The following is a 19,011-nucleotide window of genomic DNA, read 5'->3' on the forward strand; positions in this document are numbered from 1 at the left end:
GCTCTTAACCTCTTTTCATAAATCGATCTAAAAAGCGAATTCTATTTCCAAATACGCGCTCGATTAAAGTTGAATGATAACTAAGCCATAAATATACATACATTCCAACCGGGACAGTAAGGAGTAGAATGATAATATTTTCAATCCTACCATCCTGATAAGTCCAAATAAAGCTTAATCCGTAATTTAATAAAGCAACAGCTCCAGCCATAATAGCTGTAAATATCCCCATTAACACCGAGCGCTTCAATAGCTGACGAAGTGGAAAACCAATTGCAGCCTTTATCCGCCAAAGATTAGATGCGACAGTAGTAAAGGAACCAAATAATGTTGCTAAAACAGCACCTTCTGGTCCAAATAACCGCATTAATGGAACATTTAGCGCACTTTTTAATATTAAGCCAAATGCTAAGCTAACAATCGCAAAACGCTGTTCATTGATTCCCTGCAAAATAGATGAGGTTACCGTAAAGAGTGAAAAGAATAAAGCAACTGGTGCATACCATCCTAATAATGAACCATTTAATTCTATGTAGGAATTGACACCATAAAAGGCTCCCCAAATTTCATGTGATAAAATAGACATCCCAACGACTGCCGGAAGTGTGAGTAGTACAATCATTTGCAGGGATTGATTAATCTGTTGAAATAGCAATGTTTTATTTTTATCAACAAATGACTTCGTTAAAGTTGGCAATGTTGCTAATGAAGTACCTGTCGCCAAAGTAATCGGGATCATAATTAATTTATGCCCATACAAGTTAATATTTGAAAAAGCATGGTCAATGAAAATTTGCTCGAAATTCATCCCCATTAACGTCCTTGTAAATGTAATCGCATCAATTTGTTGATATAACGGGATAGCAAGCCCAATAAAGATAAACGGCCCACCATAACTAAATAGTTCCTTAAACAACTTTGAAGTTGGAATGGGCTGACGTCGTACTGTCTGTTGCTGAACATTAGCTTGTAAGTAGCCTTTACGTTTATGCCAATACCAGATCAATATAACAACTGAAGCTAGGGCACCGATAAAGGTTGAAAAGGTAGCAAAACCAACGGCCGTTGTAATTGTGCCATTAAACACATTGATGACAAAGAAGACAGAGACAAGCAAAAAGATAATTCGAACAATTTGTTCAATAACTTGTGATAAAGCGGTTGGCCCCATCGACTGATGTCCCTGAAAGAATCCTCGCGTTATACTCATCGGTGGGATAATGATCAGAGCGAAGCTGACCATTCGGATAACTAGCGCCACGTCCTCGATCGTAATCCCTTCTGCATTTTCAGGAATATAAATCCGGGCAATAAAATTCGCACCGAAAAATAAGGTCAGAAAAGCAACCACCCCTGTAATAATCATTAATCGAAGCGCAAGCTTGTACATACGGTGACTGGTACGATAATCCCCTAACGAATTGTACTTAGCAACGAATTTTGATACCGCAAGAGGGATACCCACTGTCGATAAACTAATAAAAATACTATATGGTCCATAAGCTAAACCATAAAGCTTTCCACCTGTAGCTCCAACTAAGCTCTCAAATGGGATGGTGTAGATCATCCCTATAAATCTCGAAAAAAAAGTAGCGGCCGTTAATAGGACCGTACCTCGAATAATTGTATTTTTTGACATAGTTTCACCTTAGTTCTTTCTATTACATTTGTAAAAATACGCTACTCATCATTTTAACACAAAATTCGCTAAGAGTACGCAAAAAAACAATCTTGTAGTATACTTTTAACAAAATAGCAACAGAGAGGATGAAGTTCGTGATTTACGATGTTGCAGTCATTGGAGGCGGACCGTCAGGACTGATGGCTGCTATAGCGGCTGCGGAACAAGGAGCCAAGACGATATTAATTGAAAAAGGGAACAAGCTTGGAAAAAAGCTTGAGATTTCTGGTGGTGGTCGTTGTAATGTGACAAGTCGATTGCCTAAAGAAGAAATTATTAAACATATTCCAGGAAACGGGCGTTTTCTTTACAGTGCATTTTCTGTATTTGATAATGAAGATATTATCTCATTTTTCGAGGAGTTAGGCGTGCCCCTTAAGGAAGAAGATCATGGGCGTATGTTTCCTGTTAGTAATTCTGCTAAAGATGTTGTCCAAGCCTTGATTAATCAATTAACATCGCTTGGGGCAGAAATAAAACTGCAAAGTCCTGTTAGCGCAATAGACTTTGGGGCTGAGCAGCATACCGTTATTTTGGCTTCTGGCCTTAAGCTTTCATCTAAAAGCATCATTATCGCCGCAGGCGGCAAGGCGGTTCCACATACTGGGTCTACCGGCGATGCGTATCCGTGGGCAAAGAAAGCCGGACATACTATTACAGATTTGTACCCAACCGAAGTTCCGCTTCGATCTAATCAAGCATTTATCAAAGACCGAACACTGCAAGGACTTGCACTTCGAAATGTTACCTTATCTGTAAAAGATCAATTTGATAAAACACTGGTCAGTCATCGGATGGATATGCTATTTACCCATTTCGGGATATCAGGTCCCGCTGTTCTTCGCTGCTCCCAGTATGCCGTTAAATTGTTAAAAGGCGGACAGGATCAAGTGAAACTCTTGATTGATGCCTATCCTGACCTAAATGAAGAACAGCTCTATCAACAGCTTAAACAGCAATTTGTTAAATCAGCGACAAAGTCAATTAAGAATAGCCTAAAGGGATTAGTTCCAGAACGTTATTTAACTTTCCTTCTTGATAAAAATAAGATTGCTACAGATTTGAAAGCAGCTAATATCTCGCAAGAGGCTTTACGACGATTAATTAAAGATATCAAGGCCTTTGAAGTTTGGATATACGATAGCCTGCCCATTGAAAAAGCCTTTGTAACAGGCGGTGGTGTTTCGATAAAAGAAGTATCTCCCACCACTATGGCATCCAAACTGCTCGATCGACTTTTCTTTTGTGGTGAAGTACTAGACATTCACGGATATACTGGTGGTTATAATATTACGGCTGCATTAGTAACAGGCAGAATTGCCGGACAGAATGCTGCTTGGCATGCCTACTAACTAAGAATCGCATTTGGCGATTCTTTTTTTTTGGTTAAAAAGGAATATTACCCAAAGGCATACATCTCACCACTTTTAGAAGTGGAAGACTTCCGCTAAATAAAGTGAAACTTCGTTCAGCGGGGGTTTCGACGCATAGGATGTGCTCGTGCAGACGTTGCGACACGACGTCGAGAACTTAGTCAGCTTCCTCTCTCCTCACAAACGGTCGTTGAACCGATCGAGCCGTTACTGGCTGTTGGCTCTCCCAGTTAGACATGACCTGTTCCCTTATTTCTTGATGTGGGAGGCTACAAAAGCCCTTCGATGGGGCGAGTAATCGCAGCCCCAGCCAGTTACATTGCGATGAAATGAAAGAAATTTTCAAAAAGACTTGTCAAATTAACGAAAATGTTATATGGTTAATTACATAAGTAACTAACCAGTTAGGTGGTGAACATATTGACAGAACGTTTAAATGAGGACCAGCCGATTTTTATTCAAATAGCGGAGTTAATTGAGACCAGCATTGTTGAAGGGGATCGCTTAGCCAATGAACAAGTACCCTCAACCAATGAGTTCGCAAAGCATTATCAGATTAATCCAGCTACTGCTGCTAAGGGAATTAATTTATTGGTCGATCAAGGGATACTTTTCAAAAAAAGAGGTGTAGGAATGTTTGTAACGGAGGATGCCAAGCAAATTATTTTAGCAAAAAGACAAGAACGCTTTTACACTCACTACGTTCAGCCTTTACTACAAGAAGCTAAGCGAATTAGTTTAACGCAAGAGCAATTATTAGATTTTATTAAGGAGGGGTTTAGTCATGAAGATTAGTGCAACAGATTTAAATAAGATATATAAAAAAGAACAGGCACTTAATCATTTATCTTTAACATTAGAAGGGAACAAAATCATTGGTTTACTAGGGAAAAACGGAGCTGGAAAAACAACCTTGATGCGATTAATCGCTGGTCACTTTCAGCCGACGAGTGGCCAGTTAGAAATTAACGGTCAATCTCCCTTTAATCATTATTCGATTACACGTGATGTTTGCTTAATTCAAGAAAACTATAATTTTTATGAAAAATTTACGATTGATGATATATTGAAAATTTCTGCCGTTTTTTATCCAAATTGGAATGCTTCTGAAGCAGAGGAATTAGTTACACTATTCAAATTAAAACGCAAACGTAAAATCAGCGCTTTATCTAAAGGAATGCTATCAGCAGTTGGGATAATCGTCGGTCTTGCTAGTCATTCACCTATAACCATCTTTGACGAGCCTTACATCGGACTTGATGCATCATACCGTTCAACCTTTTATGATTTACTTTTGCAATCCTATCAAGAAGATCCACGTTTAATTATTTTATCAACCCATTTAATTGATGAAGTGAGCAAGTTGTTTGAGGAAGTGGCGATTTTGCATGATGGTAAGCTACTCTTACATGAAAAAGCGGAGGATCTAGCAGAAAATCACTGTATTGTTTCTGGTCCGGTTAAGGAAGTCGATAAGGCCATTGAAGGCAAACAGGTCCTTCACCAGTCAACTTTACTTGGTCAAAAAACAGCTATTTTGTATGATCAAGAAATTGATGGCAACTATGATAGCCTTACCTTTAGTAAAGCAAGCATTCAGGAATTATTTGTTTATTTAACAAAAGAGGAGGTTGTTAAGCATGGTGACAGAAATTAAAAACAGCTTATATTACTTTTCTAGATATACAGTCAAAACAGTCCTTACGTTCTGGGGTATTTATATCGGATTTATCACATTATTTTTTGTTCTGTCGGTAACAACAGATGGAACCATTGAATTTACTGGTGTCAATACATTGCCAGTTACCATCTTCATGGTTATATTTGGAATTATGTTTTTCAAGGATGTTTTCCCATATAACATAAAATTAGGTATTTCTCGGACGCCATTTTCAATAGCGGTTCTTATATTTTCAGTTATATTAACAACAGTAATGACTGGTATTGCTCAATTATTTCTAGTATTCGTCAATTGGATTACAGAAAAGTTTAATATTGACAACTTTGCGTTTGTCGGCTTAAACACGCAATTTGCCAATTTTACAGACCATAATACGCTAATTTACGAGTATCTCGTGAACTTAACGCTATTTTTACTTGCCTTATTAATCGCGGTGATCTTATTTAGGCTAGGATTTAAGTATGGGATGATAGTTTTAATTATTCTACCACTCAGTTTGTTTATTCGCTCGGTAGCTTCTACTTTTGTAGACTGGTTAAGTTACTTAGCTATCCTTCACAATAATTATCATCCTGGTTTCTTCTTGATTCCAATTATCGGCACTAGCTTATTGTTTTGGTTTGTTGTCCGTAATGCAAGCATTGTTGATCAAATAAGCCATAAAGGTTAAAATTTACGTCCAGATAGAGGTGGGTGAAGTTATAAAATTTATTATTTCCTGGCTAGGAAATAATTATTTTACCAAACCTCTATCAGACACCTTCGAATCTACCTCGGAGGTGTTTTTGTTTTGGACGAAATGGTTGGTCAAAATAGTTAGTATTTACTAGCTGTTACGATTAAAAAAATGAAAAAATAATGAGAATGGTATAGATAATCATAGCGAATACTGAACCCGTTCGTATCCAGGAAATTGCTAAATCCGATAGCTCAGGTGTCCGATTATACTGCCATCGCCTCCCAAAAAGGTAGGCCTCCTCTGGTTCTATGAACGTCCAAATAAGTAGAATATAGATCGGAATACCAAAGACAATAAGTAAAAACGTAGACATTTGAACCTCCAAAACTTTGTTTAATATCAAATTGAGTTAATTATATCAAATGTACTTAGGCATATTTCCGCCCAGAAATTACAAGTTCCTCACGATAAATCCCGCTCTGAAAATCTGTCGCTTTCGCTGGAGCAACCAAGGCAAAGCCCCAACTGACTGGAAGATAAATAGACATTCTTCTCACCTGCTTATAGAAGGAGACATTGTTGCTTAATGAAGTTTAAGAATCATGATCATGACTCGAACCTCGTTTTGACTTCATTCTCTCACAATATTTCCTAGGCAATACTTCTATAATATCTTTAGTTGAATTTCTGGATCACTTAACACAAAATTAAATAAAACCTGTCATTTTCTTATTTAGAGAGGTCTTCCACTAGCGGTAGATTCAGATAAATTCTTTAACAAGCAAAAAAGCCCTCACAGTGACTTTCCCTAAAAGCTAACTCTTAGGGGTACATCAGCTTGTGAGGACTTAAACCAACTAATTTGCGACGATATTGACGAGTTTCCCAGGTACAACAATCACCTTTCGGACCGTTTTACCTGCAATTTTCTCTTGAACAATTTCATTTGCAAGTGCAAGTTTCTCCAATTCTTCCTTCGTTGTTTCCTTTGATACGCTAATTTTAGCACGGTTTTTCCCGAGAATTTGGATGACAATCTCCACTTCATCTTCCACTAACTTAGACTCATCGAAACGAGGCCATGATTGATAAGCGATTGTTTCATGATGCCCTAGCTTATTCCATAGCTCTTCAGCTAAATGAGGTGCAACTGGTGAAAGTAATTTAACAAAGCCCTCTGCATATGCTAATGGTATTTGATCGGCTTTATAGGCTTCATTAATGAACACCATCATTTGAGAAATAGCTGTATTAAACTTTAATTCCTCGAAATTCTCAGTCACGCGTTTCACTGTTTCATGATAAACCTTTTCAAGTTTACTTTTATCAGCATCATCGGTAATTTTATTGGTCAGTTCTTCTGTCGTTTCATGAACATATAAGCGCCATACCCGATCTAAGAAGCGACGTGCTCCATCTAAGCCTCCCTCAGACCAAGCGATAGAAGCATCTAATGGTCCCATAAACATCTCATAAAGTCGTAACGTATCTGCTCCATGCGATGCAATTATTTCATCAGGATTAACGACATTCCCTTTTGACTTACTCATTTTTTCGTTATTTTCACCAAGAATCATCCCTTGATTAAATAGCTTCATAAACGGTTCCTTTGTTGGTACCACACCAATATCATAGAGAAACTTATGCCAGAAACGCGCGTAAAGCAAGTGCAAGACAGCATGCTCTGCACCACCAATATAGACATCGACAGGCAACCATTCCTTCAATGTATCATAATCCGCGAGCTGGTCTGGATTATCTGGATCAATAAACCGCAAGAAGTACCAGCAACTTCCTGCCCATTGAGGCATTGTATTGGTTTCACGTCGACCTTTTTTTCCAGTTGGATCAACTACATTTACCCAATCCGAAATATTAGCTAATGGTGATTCACCGGTTCCCGATGGCTTAATTTCGCTAGTCTTTGGTAACACCAATGGTAGTTCTTCTTCAGCAACCCCTGTAGTTGTACCATCTTCCCAATGAATAATTGGAATCGGTTCACCCCAATAGCGTTGTCGACTAAATAACCAGTCTCGTAGACGATACGTCACTTTTTTCTCACCTTTATCATGGGTTTCTAACCAATCAATCGCCTTCGCTATCGCATCATCTTTATTTAAGTCATCTAAGAACTCTGAATTGATATGAATTCCGTCGCCGGTAAAGGCTTCAACTGATAAGTCACCGCCCTCCAAAACAGGGATAATCTCTAAATTAAAGGCTTGAGCAAATTCATAATCACGTTGGTCATGGGCAGGTACAGCCATGATGGCACCCGATCCATAGCTCATCAATACATAGTCAGCTATCCAAATTGGGATTTTTTTACCATTTATAGGGTGGATTGCATAAGCCCCAGTAAAAACACCTGTCTTGTCTTTGGCTAAATCCGTTCGCTCTAAGTCACTTTTTGCTTTCACTTGATCTAAATAATCAGCTACGGCTTGTTGCTGCTCAACAGTTGTAATCTTATCGACAAGTGGATGTTCAGGCGCTAACACCGTATACGTTACACCAAATAGTGTATCTGGGCGTGTCGTAAAAACCGTAAAGGTATCATCATGTCCATCAATACCAAAATTGACCTCTGCCCCTTCTGAACGACCGATCCAGTTACGCTGCATATCTTTAATACTTTCGGGCCAATCAAGCTCTTCTAAATCTTCTAACAATCGATCAGCATATGCAGTAATTTTTAGCATCCACTGCTTCATTGGTTTTCTTTCGACTGGGTGACCACCACGCTCACTTTTACCATCAATGACTTCTTCATTGGCCAGTACTGTACCGAGGGCAGGGCACCAGTTGACTGCAACCTCATCCACATAAGCAAGTCCCTTTTCGTAGAGCTTAAGGAAAATCCATTGCGTCCATTTATAATAATTAGGATCAGTCGTATTAATCTCTCGATCCCAATCGTACGAAAAGCCTAGCTCTTGAATTTGTCGGCGAAACGTTGCGATATTTTGTTCGGTAAACTCTGCTGGATCATTGCCCGTATCTAATGCATATTGCTCAGCAGGTAAACCAAAAGCATCCCACCCCATTGGATGAAGCACCTCGTAGCCTTGCATCCGTTTCATTCTTGAAAGAATATCTGTAGCCGTGTAACCTTCTGGATGTCCCACATGTAAGCCAGCGCCAGATGGATATGGAAACATATCCAATGCATAAAATTTCTTTTTATCTGAATGGGTCGTTGTTTTAAATGTTTTATTTCTCAACCAGTAAGTGCGCCACTTTTCCTCAATTTTTTTATGATTAAATGACATTTTAGCTTCCTCCTTATATCGCGAAAGATCAGAACATTTGTTCCTTTTATAAAAAAAGCCCCCCATCCCAATATGGGACGAGAGGCTTTCCCGCGGTACCACCCAAGATTAATGCCAATAGTTGACATTCCCTTTCCTTCTTTAACGCAGAATACGGCGATTACTACTTACAGTTCACAATCGCAACATCAAAGGTGAGTTCGTAATGGTCAAGAGTAACTTACACCAACCGTTACCTCTCTATCACTTGAACCAACTACTACTATTCCTTATCATTGTCGTTCGACCTTATTGTAATCGTATTGTAAGGAAAGCAACTCCTTTTGTCAAGCTTGAAACGACATTTTTCTACTTCGCATCATCGACTTTTTCAACCAATGTCAGGGATAAAGTGAAACTTTGTTCAGCGGGGATGGAAAAACCCCCACTGAACGTTAGATGAACCAATCGGGTCGTTACTGGTTGTTGGGGCTCCCACTTAGACATGACATGTTCATTTATTTCTTGTAGTGGGATGCTTACAAAAGCCCTTCGCTAAGGCGAGTAATCGCAGCCCAGCCAGTCACGGCAATAAACTAAAGAATGTAAAAAGGTAAGACTTTTGGCAGGATTAGGAACGTCAAGTCGATCTGTCACATAACGCTTATCAGCCTGCCCTGACCATTATGACTATGGTCACAATCGTTACTAACACGAGAAGCTAACATCATGTATAGCTGCTTTTTTTTGACTTGCTAAACATATTTAACTATAAGTAATGACTTTATCCAACACAGCTTTTCGTGCTAATTGTGTTAACGTATGATAAAATGACCAAGGAATATAAAGTGAAACCTCGTTAATTGGGGGGCGACGCATAGGATGTGCTCATGCAGACGTTGCGACACGACGTCGCAAACTTAGTCAGCTTCCTCTCTCCCCACTGAGGTTAGTTGAACCAATCGGGCCGTTACTGGCTGTTGGGTCTCCCACTTAGACATGACGTGTTCCCTTATATCTTGTAGTGGGAGGCTTACAAAAGCCCTTCGCTAGGGCGAGTAATCGCAGCCCCAGCTTGTTACACTGCGATAAAATGGCTTATGACTTTATATGCCACATCCTATTCATGAATTTATACATATCAAAAGGAGGTTGTAATGACCATGACTAACCCATTTCCTTACTCATTTGATCATAAACGCTACCACTCATGGAATTATCATTTAAAAAAGAAGTTTGGTGAAAAGATCTTCAAGGTTGCCTTAGATGGTGGCTTTGATTGCCCGAACCGTGATGGGACGGTAGCTTTTGGTGGCTGTACTTTTTGTTCTGCTGCTGGAAGTGGAGATTTTGCTGGTGATCGTAGTGACGATTTAGTAACACAATTTAATGAAGTAAAAAACCGCATGCATCAAAAGTGGCCTCAGGCTAAGTACATCGGTTATTTTCAAGCTTATACCAATACACATGCACCTGTGGATGAATTACGAGAAAAATATGAAACGATTCTAAAACAGGATAATGTCATTGGTCTCTCAATTGGAACACGTCCTGATTGTTTACCTAATGACGTTGTTGACTATTTGGCTGAATTAAATCAACGAACCTATTTATGGGTGGAGCTTGGCCTCCAAACGATCCACCAAAAGACGTCTGATTTAATTAATCGTGCCCATGATATGGACTGTTACTTAAACGGGGTAGATAAATTACGTAAACATGGAATAAATGTTTGCTCACACATTATCAATGGCTTACCGGGCGAGGATTATCACATGATGATGGAAACTGCAAAAGCGGTAAGTGAAATGGACGTTCAAGGGATAAAAATCCATATGATGCACTTGTTAAAAGGAACACCTATGGTTAAACAATATGAAAAAGGAATGCTTACCTTTATGACTCGTGAGCAGTATATTGAACTGGTGGTTGATCAGCTTGAGATTTTGCCAAAAGAAATGATTATTCATCGTATTACTGGAGATGGCCCGCCCGAACTGTTAATTGGACCGATGTGGAGTATGAGCAAATGGGAAGTATTAAATGCTATTGACCAAGAATTTGCTAAAAGAGATAGTTATCAAGGTAAACATTTCAACAAACGACCACAGGTGCTACCATGCTAAAACGCGTCTTGCCCTATGCCCATCAGCTTATCCAGTCGGCAATAAAAGCCGGTGACACTGTTATCGATGCCACCTGTGGAAATGGTCACGATACCGTCATACTTAGTCATGCAACTGGTCCAGACGGGCTTGTTTATGCATTCGATGTTCAGGCTCAAGCTATTGAACAAACGCGTAATCGTCTAGCTGAAGAAAACATCACAAATGTACGCCTCATTCATGACGGACATCAAAATGTTGCTGCCTACTTGGATGATGACGACAAGAAACATTTAGCGGGAGCAATTTTTAATTTAGGTTATTTACCAGGTAGTGATAAAACAGTGATCACGACCCCAGCAAATACGATTGTAGCTATTGACCAAATTGCTGAATACCTTAAAACAGGAGGAATCATTGTTTGTGTTGTTTATTATGGCCATAGTGGAGGCGAACTTGAAAAGAACACCTTGATTAAACACTTACAAAACTATGATCAAAAGCATTTTCAAGTATTGCAATATGGCTTTCTTAATCAAAAAAACAACCCACCTTTTGTGTTAGCCATCGAGAAAATTAAAAATCTTAGCTAGCATGTGGTGAAAACGCTAGTCTTTTTATTGCCTAACCTTATTCATCACTTAACTAGAGCTGCCAGCGCCATTAACCGATTGCCTTAGCGAGCAATCGGTTTGTTTTTAAAGCGATAATAATAACGAATGCTATAGTGAAAAAAGCGCGTTTGCCATCCACCTATTTTCAATAAATGGCGACGGATCTTTGCCCCATTTTCAACTTGACTTACTTTTGGATCAGCTAAATAAAGGGCAATTAATCCATGACAGATCAGCTTATGGAACGATTGACTTGGTAAACATTCGGTTTGACTAATGGCTTTCGTTATGAAGAAAACCAATCGCTCAGTAAGGATTTGATTACTTGGGTAGTAGCTGCAAAAGTTCAAATCACCCTCAATAATATCTTCCTGCTGATCAATAAAATAATCCAGCAAAATATGTAACCCTTGTAAGTAAGGAAAGTAACAATCATAAATACACTGAATCTGATCATGATCAAGTTGATTCTTTAGTCCATAGCAAACGAGGCAAAAAACCCCCAAAGTTGACCCTGTTGCAGCTGCATATTCATACCAGGCTAATCCACTACTAGCCCCTTGAACATCCTGATATCTTTGCTTTAATCTTGCGACGCGTTCTGAGGGCTTTACGTGTTTATCAACTTGTAAATGGATATATTGTCTAACCAAATCAACTAAACTAGGCTTAATTTTCTGATACTGAGGAATTTGAATAATTCCCTTCTGACAGACCCTAACCAAATTTTCCAGATAACCGCCGTCTGCATAGTTAGGGCGATACTGATAATATTGGTTAGCCTCATTCGTTCCTTCTATGGCATCGAACATCGCCTGATGCAGTGATCTAAAATCATCGGGATCAAATGTCGTGCTCCGATCACACAAGTTATCTAAATAATCACTAATTGTTTGGAAAGCGACAATAAATTCAATGGCTTCCTCCCAGTTCTCTTCAGCCAAAATCGCATAAACGCTTCCTCCTTGACAATGGAAGGCTTTATTATCAATACTACTAAGTGCTTGATTGCGTAAAATAGGATTAGGAATCGCTGCTGCTTGTTCCCTCCAATATGCCAATTCAGCTTCTACAAGCGGGAAAAATTGTTTAAATACGGTTTTGATTAAACGTGTGGCTGAATGAGTAGATGTAAGCTCCATATTAACCTCCAACTTTAACTAATTATACCCCAATCTTACTATAGCTATTTGAGGTTTTGCTACATTTTCTAGCTTTTTGCCAAAATACCGAATCCGAAACAATCAGATTGAATAGTAATGGGACTTTTATTTCTCAGCACCATATGGTAACCTATTTACAAGATCAAGTGACGCTAAGGCGGTGAAGCAATGCTCTTTTTGTTTTTCATCATATCCATAACGGTCTTATCTATTCTATTGAATTATAAAACAGTGAATCAACCTAAGTTTATTACCTTTATGGTTAAATTCTATCGTATGTTATTTTGCTTACTTACCGTTTTCTTAGCTAGTGTGATTTTTTTTAGCTATCAGGATGAAATTATTGCTTTTGTCGAGCGTGATCGATCTAACCCGACATCGCCAGCTCCTTTATATACGGATAAACCATCGACTCTATTTAAGGATCTTTATAAGCATAACCCATTTTCAGTGCAAATAAATGCGCCATTAATTGCCCAGTACCCTGAGCTACCTAGAGGTTGTGAGGTGACAGCTCTTGCTATGCTCCTTCAATTTCATGATGTATCCATCGATAAAATGACCTTAGCAGAACAAGTAGTGAAAGACGATACACCTTTTCAGCGAATTGATGGTCAAATTCACTTCGGCAACCCTTATGATGGGTTTGTCGGGGATATGTATTCACTTGATCAGCCCGGCTATGGAGTTTATCATGGACCAATATATGATCTAGCAACACAATACTTAGGGGATCGGGTCGTCGATTTAACCGGTAGTAATTTTGAACAAGTCCTCTACCACCTTAGCCTTGCCCAGCCTGTCTGGGTCATAACTAATGCTACTTATGCTGAATTACCAGCAGAAGCCTTTGAAAATTGGGAGACACCAAGCGGCTCTATCGATATAACCATGCGCCAACATGCTGTTTTGGTTACAGGCTATGACCAAGGTTACATTTATTTTAACGATCCACTCACCAATCAAACGAAAAAAAGCCAAGCTGACGACTTTAGAGCAGCTTGGAAGCAAATGGGAAAGCAAGCAATTACGGTGATCACACCGTAAGCTTGCTTTTATTATGATTAATTTGACTATCTTTTCCTTCAACGAAGATTTGGTGCCAAATCATAAAAATCAAAACCGTCCAAATCTTTCTACTGTAATCCCCTTTTTCTTGGCAGTGTGCAGCAAGTAAATCTAATATATATGGCTTGTTAATGAGATGGTCTGTCTCACTCTCTTTAATAATTGATATTGCCCAATCATGCATTTCATTTTTAAGCCAATGACGGATCGGAACCGGGAAACCTAATTTACGTCGGTTTAAGACATGCTCTGGAACTATTCCTTTTGCCGCTTCACGTAATATTTGTTTAGTCGTTCCTTGAGCGATTTTAAGGTCAACTGGAATATCTTGAGCAACGTCAAATACTTCTTTGTCTAAGAACGGTACACGTAGTTCAAGCGAATGAGCCATCGTCATTCGATCTGCCTTTAATAAAATATCGCCACGTAGCCAAGTATGAATATCGATATATTGCATTTTATTAACAGGATCATAGCTTTCTATTTCTTGATAAAGTGGTGCAGTCACTTGTTGATAACTTGTCTGCTCATCATATCGCAGATAAAGCTTCTTAAGTTCTTCGGCCTCAAACATTTTGGCATTTCCAATATAACGTAAAGCTAATGGTGTCGTTCCTCGCTCTAAATAGCTTTTTCCCTTCATGCCTTCTGGAATGACTTGAGCAAGCTGATTGAGTAACTTCTTTAACTTATCTGGTATATAATTAAAGATCTTGATTGACTCTGGCTCACGATAAATATTGTAACCACCAAATAGCTCATCTGCCCCTTCACCAGATAAAACAACCTTAACTTCTTGGCTCGCTTGACGAGCTACAAAATATAAAGGAACACATGCAGGATCAGCAAGCGGGTCATCCATATGCCAAACAATCTCTGGCAAGTTGTCTATGTATTCCTGTGGCGTAATAACATAAGCATCATTATTAACGTTTAGAGCATCTGCTGTCTGCTGAGCCACATCAATTTCCGAAAAACCTTCATGCTCAAAACCGACAGAAAAGGTTTTAATATTAGGATTGAATTGCTTAGCAGCGGCCACAATAAAGGAAGAATCAATTCCCCCAGAAAGAAATGAGCCAACGGGCACATCGCTTCGCATATGAATACCAACTGATTCAATAATTGCCTCACGAACACGATTAATCCATTCGTCTTTCTCTCGATTGACATAAGAAAAACTAGCCTTCCAGTAACATTTAAAAGTTGGGGACTGATTTATTGGCTGAACAAAATAATGTCCTGGCTCGAGTTTTTTTACTCGGCTATCCAAGGTAGCTGGCTCTGGAACGTATTGAAAACTAAAGTAGTGCTGAAGTGCATGCTGATCTAATGTCATAGACTGCTCGGTTAATAGGCTTTTCCGCTCTGAAGCAAACTGTAGGCCGTGTTCTGAAGCTCGGTAATATAATGGTTTAATGCCAAATCGGTCCCGAGCACCAAAGAGTGTTTCGCTTTCTTTGTCCCATATTATAATGGCAAACATCCCTCTAAGAAATTTAAAAGCTTCTTCACGGTAGGTGATAAACATTTTCAAGACGACTTCTGTATCAGAATCTGTCTGAAAGGTATGACCCTTATTAGCTAATTGATCTCTTAATTCGATATAGTTATAGACCTCACCGTTAAACACCATCGCATAACGACCATCTTCAGATAAAAATGGTTGGTGGCCATTCTCTAAATCAATAATACTTAATCTGCGGAATCCTAATGATATATGCGCATCTTCAAAGTACCCTTGATCATCAGGACCACGGTGGGTAATCAATCTGGTCGCTTCTTTAAATGTGAGTTGATCTGATTCACTCACTTCTATTTTTTGATGTCTTAATATTCCATAAAAACCACACATAACTATAGCCCTCTTTACTATTCAATATTATTAGTCCAAACGGTTAGTCTGCATATCAAATAAAAAAGTTACATTTTTTTTGCTGGATATATCTCCCTTGCGTATAACTCAGTCTGCTTTAGCTATGAGGCAAACAACTTTGCGTTTTATCGCAGTGTAACTGGCTGGTTGGCTCATCTGACGTTCAGCGAGGAATGAAAAAAATACTGAACGAAGTTTCACTTTATCTTCCCCAAAAGCTATTTTCATTATTCTACTGACGACATGGACGAAATAAATATCAAGATGTATGTCACCAAAGGATTAAGACATTCAAATAGAGTATTAGACTTTGAGAGCGATCAGTAAAGACGCATAGCTAAAATATATTGGACCATGCGCCTATTTTCATGACTAAAAAACAGGACAAGTCTAAGCCTGTGTCGCTGCCTATAGTAAGTCTTTCTATAATTTATTATTATTTAAATCTGTGTTTACCTATTACTCAGACTCCGTAAACAAACTCAAAGAAAATCCACTCATGCTAAAAATGCTGTTAAACAAGCTTATCGCAGTGTAACCGGCACGTTCAGTGGGGGGATAGGAAGTTCGCGACGTCGGTCGCAACGTCTGCACGAGCACATCCTATGCGTCGAAACCCCCACTGAACGAAATTTCACTTTATTATTCTTTTAAACCTTAGTCTTTTAATTGGGTTAAGATCGCATCTGCTTTATCTGTCTTTTCCCATGGAAAAACGACATCGGTACGTCCAAAATGCCCGTAAGCAGCTGTCTCCTTATAGATAGGCTGACGCAGTTGGAGCATGTTAATGATCCCTGCTGGTCTCAAGTCAAAGACTTGGCGAATAACTTCTACTAATTTGTCTTCTGACACTTTTCCAGTGCCAAATGTATTAATCGAAATCGAGACTGGTTCAGCAACACCAATGGCATAAGCAAGCTGTACTTCACATGATTCTGCTAATTCAGCTGCAACGATATTCTTTGCCACATAGCGGGCAGCATAGGAAGCTGAGCGATCAACCTTAGTTGCGTCTTTACCACTAAATGCTCCACCACCATGACGGGCATAGCCACCATAGGTATCAACAATAATTTTACGGCCTGTTAGACCTGCATCACCTTGTGGACCACCAATAACAAATCGCCCTGTTGGATTGATAAAATACTTGGTTTGCTCATCTAGCAATTCTACTGGAACAACCGGGGCAATCACATGCTCCTTAAGATCCGCCTGAATTTGACTTAATTCAACTTCAGGATGGTGCTGGGTCGAAATAACAATCGTATCAACCCGGACAGGTTTATTTTGCTCATCATATTCAATCGTTACTTGGGTTTTCCCATCTGGACGAAGATAGTCAACTATTTGCTTTTTACGTACGTCTGCCAAACGTTTGGCTAAGCGGTGTGCTAATGCGATCGGTAGTGGCATTAACTCTGGTGTTTCATTATTGGCATAGCCAAACATCAAGCCTTGGTCACCTGCACCAATTGCTTCTATTTCATCATCTGACATCTTACCCTCACGAGCTTCCAATGCCTGGTTAACACCCGTTGCAATATCTGGTGATTGCTCATCAATTGCGGTAAGTACTGCACACGTTTCGAAATCAAAGCCGTATTTAGCCCTTGTATAACCAATCCCCTTAATCGTCTGGCGGACAATCTTAGGGATATCAACATAAGTAGATGTTGTAATTTCTCCTGCTACAAGTACTAAACCCGTTGTTACCGTTGTTTCACATGCGACTCGCGCAAGTGGATCCTTTGCTAAAATTGCATCAAGGATCGCATCTGAAATTTGATCACTAATTTTGTCTGGATGGCCTTCTGTTACAGATTCTGATGTGAATAATCGACGATTTGCAGCCATACTGCTAAATCTCCCTTCCTAGGCAAGATAGGTTGCCTGATTTCTAATCATATCTATTTGTGCGCGAATAGCCAACTTTATCGGAACTCATGCAGATCTGGCTATTGAACCGATTGCTTTTTTGTGTTCTCTTCTAAGTTGCTAATCAAGAATAAAATCATTCATGATCGATTGCGTTACGAATGTTATCGTATCTGAACCGATCGATCTTGTCAATATTAGATTTCATTCAATAGAACAGCGATGTTATTTTCGAAACAATTCTTTTAGGAATTTACTACAGCCATTCGCAGAAATCGTTATTCTTACCCGTTTATTGATACCTTTAGGAAGCAACCTCAAATTTCACATAATTATTCTCCAAACATGAAACAAAACACATGCTAATCAATTATTCCACCATGATTGATGGGCAGTTCGGGTCTCTAGTTTTTAATCCCTCTATTTCCAAATCAATCATGGGAGTATGAGCATTAGAGCTTATGCCTTGGATCTAAAAGGTCGGGAACGGAACAACAAAGACGTGTTTATGTTTATTCATTCATCACCATTGAGAATGACCTCTATTAGATGGTATGCTCTAACCTTCCATTACGACACATACCCAATTCGCTTTGCATAGGATAAAGAAAAAAAGCTACCAAAGGGAGTTTTGTTATGAAAAAGTCTTATTTTCTTAGTGTTTTAACCACTTTAATGTTGCTTATGACTGCCTGTGGGCAAGCTGATTCAATGATTAAAGTAAGGGTTGCAGAGGTTACACGTAGTATCTTTTACGCTCCTCAGTACGTTGCTCTTGAGCTTGGTTATTTTGAAGATGAGGGGCTTGACGTCGAATTACAAACGATTGCTGGCGGGGATAAGGTGATGATCTCACTGCTATCAAATAACTCTGATATTGGTTTAGTTGGCTCTGAAACGTCTATTTACGTAGCGGCACAAGGCTCAGATGATCTCGTTATTAATTTTGCTCAATTAACCCAAACAGATGGAACTTTTCTCGTTTCTCGGGAAGCTGTCGAGGACTTTCACTTCACGGATCTGATTGGCACAGAATTTCTTGGTCAACGCAAAGGTGGGATGCCACAAATGGTCGGTGAATTCGTGCTGAAAAGTCATGATATTGATCCTCACGAGGATTTAAACTTAATCCAGAACATCGATTTCGCCAATATTGCAAGCTCATTTCTTGCCGGTACAGGCGACTTTGTCCAGTTGTTTGAGCCGACAGCTAGTCAGTTTGTTAAAGATGGAACAGGTCATATCGTCGCTTCCTTTGGTGAAGCTTCAGGGCAGGTCCCTTACACAGTCTTTATGGCAAAAGAAAGCTATTTAGAGGAGAACGAAGCAGTTGTCCTTAAGTTTACGCGTGCACTTTATCGAGCACAGCAATTTGTCGATACCCAGGATCCTAGTGAAATAGCTAAGATCGTTCAGCCTTATTTTGCCGAAACGGATACCGAGCTTTTGACCGATTCTATTACCCGTTATCAAGCACAAGATTCATATGCAACTGATCCGTTTTTGGATAAAGCAAGCTGGGAGCATTTAAAGACGATTATGAATGAGGCAGGCGAACTTCCTGCTGATATCGCTTATGAAACATTAGTCAATACTGAGTTTGCAGAAAAAGTCATCAATGAGTAAGGAGGATGGATGG

At 39.3% G+C, this 19,011-nt stretch carries 14 protein-coding genes and 1 other annotated feature; of the genes, 8 read left to right on the plus strand and 6 right to left on the minus strand.

Annotated elements, in window-relative coordinates; translation table 11 throughout:
- Window positions 1–4 precede the first annotated feature (4 nt).
- Window positions 5–1,639, minus strand: coding sequence for a putative polysaccharide biosynthesis protein (locus tag ASE01S_RS09710; RefSeq protein WP_067841539.1), 1,635 nt, complete (start codon window positions 1,637–1,639; stop codon window positions 5–7).
- A gap of 137 nt (window positions 1,640–1,776) precedes the next feature.
- Here ASE01S_RS09710 and ASE01S_RS09715 point away from each other — a divergent pair, with 137 nt between their 5' ends.
- From ASE01S_RS09715 to ASE01S_RS09730, 4 genes are all read left to right on the plus strand, one after another.
- On the plus strand, window positions 1,777–3,033 hold the full coding sequence (locus ASE01S_RS09715; protein WP_067841541.1) for a BaiN/RdsA family NAD(P)/FAD-dependent oxidoreductase: 1,257 nt from the start codon (window positions 1,777–1,779) through the stop codon (window positions 3,031–3,033).
- Window positions 3,034–3,465: 432 nt separating this feature from the next.
- On the plus strand, window positions 3,466–3,849 hold the full coding sequence (locus ASE01S_RS09720; RefSeq protein WP_306303215.1) for a GntR family transcriptional regulator: 384 nt from the start codon (window positions 3,466–3,468) through the stop codon (window positions 3,847–3,849).
- Entirely contained in the window at window positions 3,839–4,711 is an 873-nt protein-coding gene (locus ASE01S_RS09725; protein WP_067841545.1) for an ABC transporter ATP-binding protein, read from the plus strand. The genes ASE01S_RS09720 and ASE01S_RS09725 overlap by 11 nt, the downstream gene beginning before the upstream one ends.
- Window positions 4,695–5,405 (plus strand): hypothetical protein, encoded by a 711-nt coding sequence (locus ASE01S_RS09730; RefSeq protein WP_067841546.1) that lies wholly within the window; start codon window positions 4,695–4,697, stop codon window positions 5,403–5,405. Before ASE01S_RS09725 ends, ASE01S_RS09730 begins: the two co-directional genes overlap by 17 nt.
- Before the next feature lie 169 nt (window positions 5,406–5,574).
- Here ASE01S_RS09730 and ASE01S_RS09735 read toward each other — a convergent pair whose 3' ends face one another.
- Window positions 5,575–5,787: a DUF6199 family natural product biosynthesis protein gene (locus ASE01S_RS09735; RefSeq protein ID WP_067841548.1), complete on the minus strand. Its 213-nt coding sequence runs from the start codon at window positions 5,785–5,787 to the stop codon at window positions 5,575–5,577.
- A gap of 484 nt (window positions 5,788–6,271) precedes the next feature.
- Window positions 6,272–8,689, minus strand: coding sequence for a leucine--tRNA ligase (leuS, locus tag ASE01S_RS09740; protein WP_067841550.1), 2,418 nt, complete (start codon window positions 8,687–8,689; stop codon window positions 6,272–6,274).
- 70 nt (window positions 8,690–8,759) lie between these two features.
- Window positions 8,760–8,974: a binding site (T-box leader), on the minus strand.
- 857 nt (window positions 8,975–9,831) lie between these two features.
- Here leuS and mnmL point away from each other — a divergent pair.
- Together mnmL and mnmM are read left to right on the plus strand one after the other, a co-directional pair.
- The gene (mnmL, locus tag ASE01S_RS09745) at window positions 9,832–10,794 is read left to right on the plus strand and encodes a tRNA modification radical SAM protein MnmL/YtqA (protein WP_067841631.1); all 963 of its coding nucleotides are present in this window, start codon (window positions 9,832–9,834) and stop codon (window positions 10,792–10,794) included.
- Window positions 10,788–11,366, plus strand: a complete 579-nt coding sequence (mnmM, locus tag ASE01S_RS09750; protein WP_067841552.1) for a tRNA 5-(aminomethyl)-2-thiouridylate-methyltransferase MnmM — start codon at window positions 10,788–10,790, stop codon at window positions 11,364–11,366. Before mnmL ends, mnmM begins: the two co-directional genes overlap by 7 nt.
- A gap of 83 nt (window positions 11,367–11,449) precedes the next feature.
- Here the strand turns inward: mnmM and ASE01S_RS09755 are convergent, their stop codons facing one another.
- Window positions 11,450–12,529 (minus strand): tetraprenyl-beta-curcumene synthase family protein, encoded by a 1,080-nt coding sequence (locus ASE01S_RS09755; protein WP_067841554.1) that lies wholly within the window; start codon window positions 12,527–12,529, stop codon window positions 11,450–11,452.
- A 189-nt stretch (window positions 12,530–12,718) separates the two neighbouring features.
- On the opposite strand from ASE01S_RS09755, the gene ASE01S_RS09760 reads away from it, so the two are divergent.
- Complete coding sequence (locus ASE01S_RS09760) at window positions 12,719–13,597, plus strand: C39 family peptidase (protein WP_083512090.1); 879 nt, start codon at window positions 12,719–12,721, stop codon at window positions 13,595–13,597.
- Here the strand turns inward: ASE01S_RS09760 and asnB are convergent.
- Window positions 13,587–15,473 (minus strand): asparagine synthase (glutamine-hydrolyzing), encoded by a 1,887-nt coding sequence (asnB, locus tag ASE01S_RS09765; protein WP_067841557.1) that lies wholly within the window; start codon window positions 15,471–15,473, stop codon window positions 13,587–13,589. The two genes, ASE01S_RS09760 and asnB, sit on opposite strands and share 11 nt — an antisense overlap.
- Before the next feature lie 678 nt (window positions 15,474–16,151).
- The gene (metK, locus tag ASE01S_RS09770) at window positions 16,152–17,351 is read right to left on the minus strand and encodes a methionine adenosyltransferase (RefSeq protein ID WP_067841559.1); all 1,200 of its coding nucleotides are present in this window, start codon (window positions 17,349–17,351) and stop codon (window positions 16,152–16,154) included.
- 657 nt (window positions 17,352–18,008) lie between these two features.
- On the opposite strand from metK, the gene ASE01S_RS09775 reads away from it, so the two are divergent.
- Complete coding sequence (locus ASE01S_RS09775) at window positions 18,009–18,998, plus strand: ABC transporter substrate-binding protein (protein WP_067841561.1); 990 nt, start codon at window positions 18,009–18,011, stop codon at window positions 18,996–18,998.
- Window positions 18,999–19,011 lie beyond the last annotated feature (13 nt).

The sequence above is a fragment of the Amphibacillus sediminis NBRC 103570 genome, from assembly GCF_001552275.1.
Lineage (GTDB): Bacteria > Bacillota > Bacilli > Bacillales > Amphibacillaceae > Amphibacillus_B > Amphibacillus_B sediminis.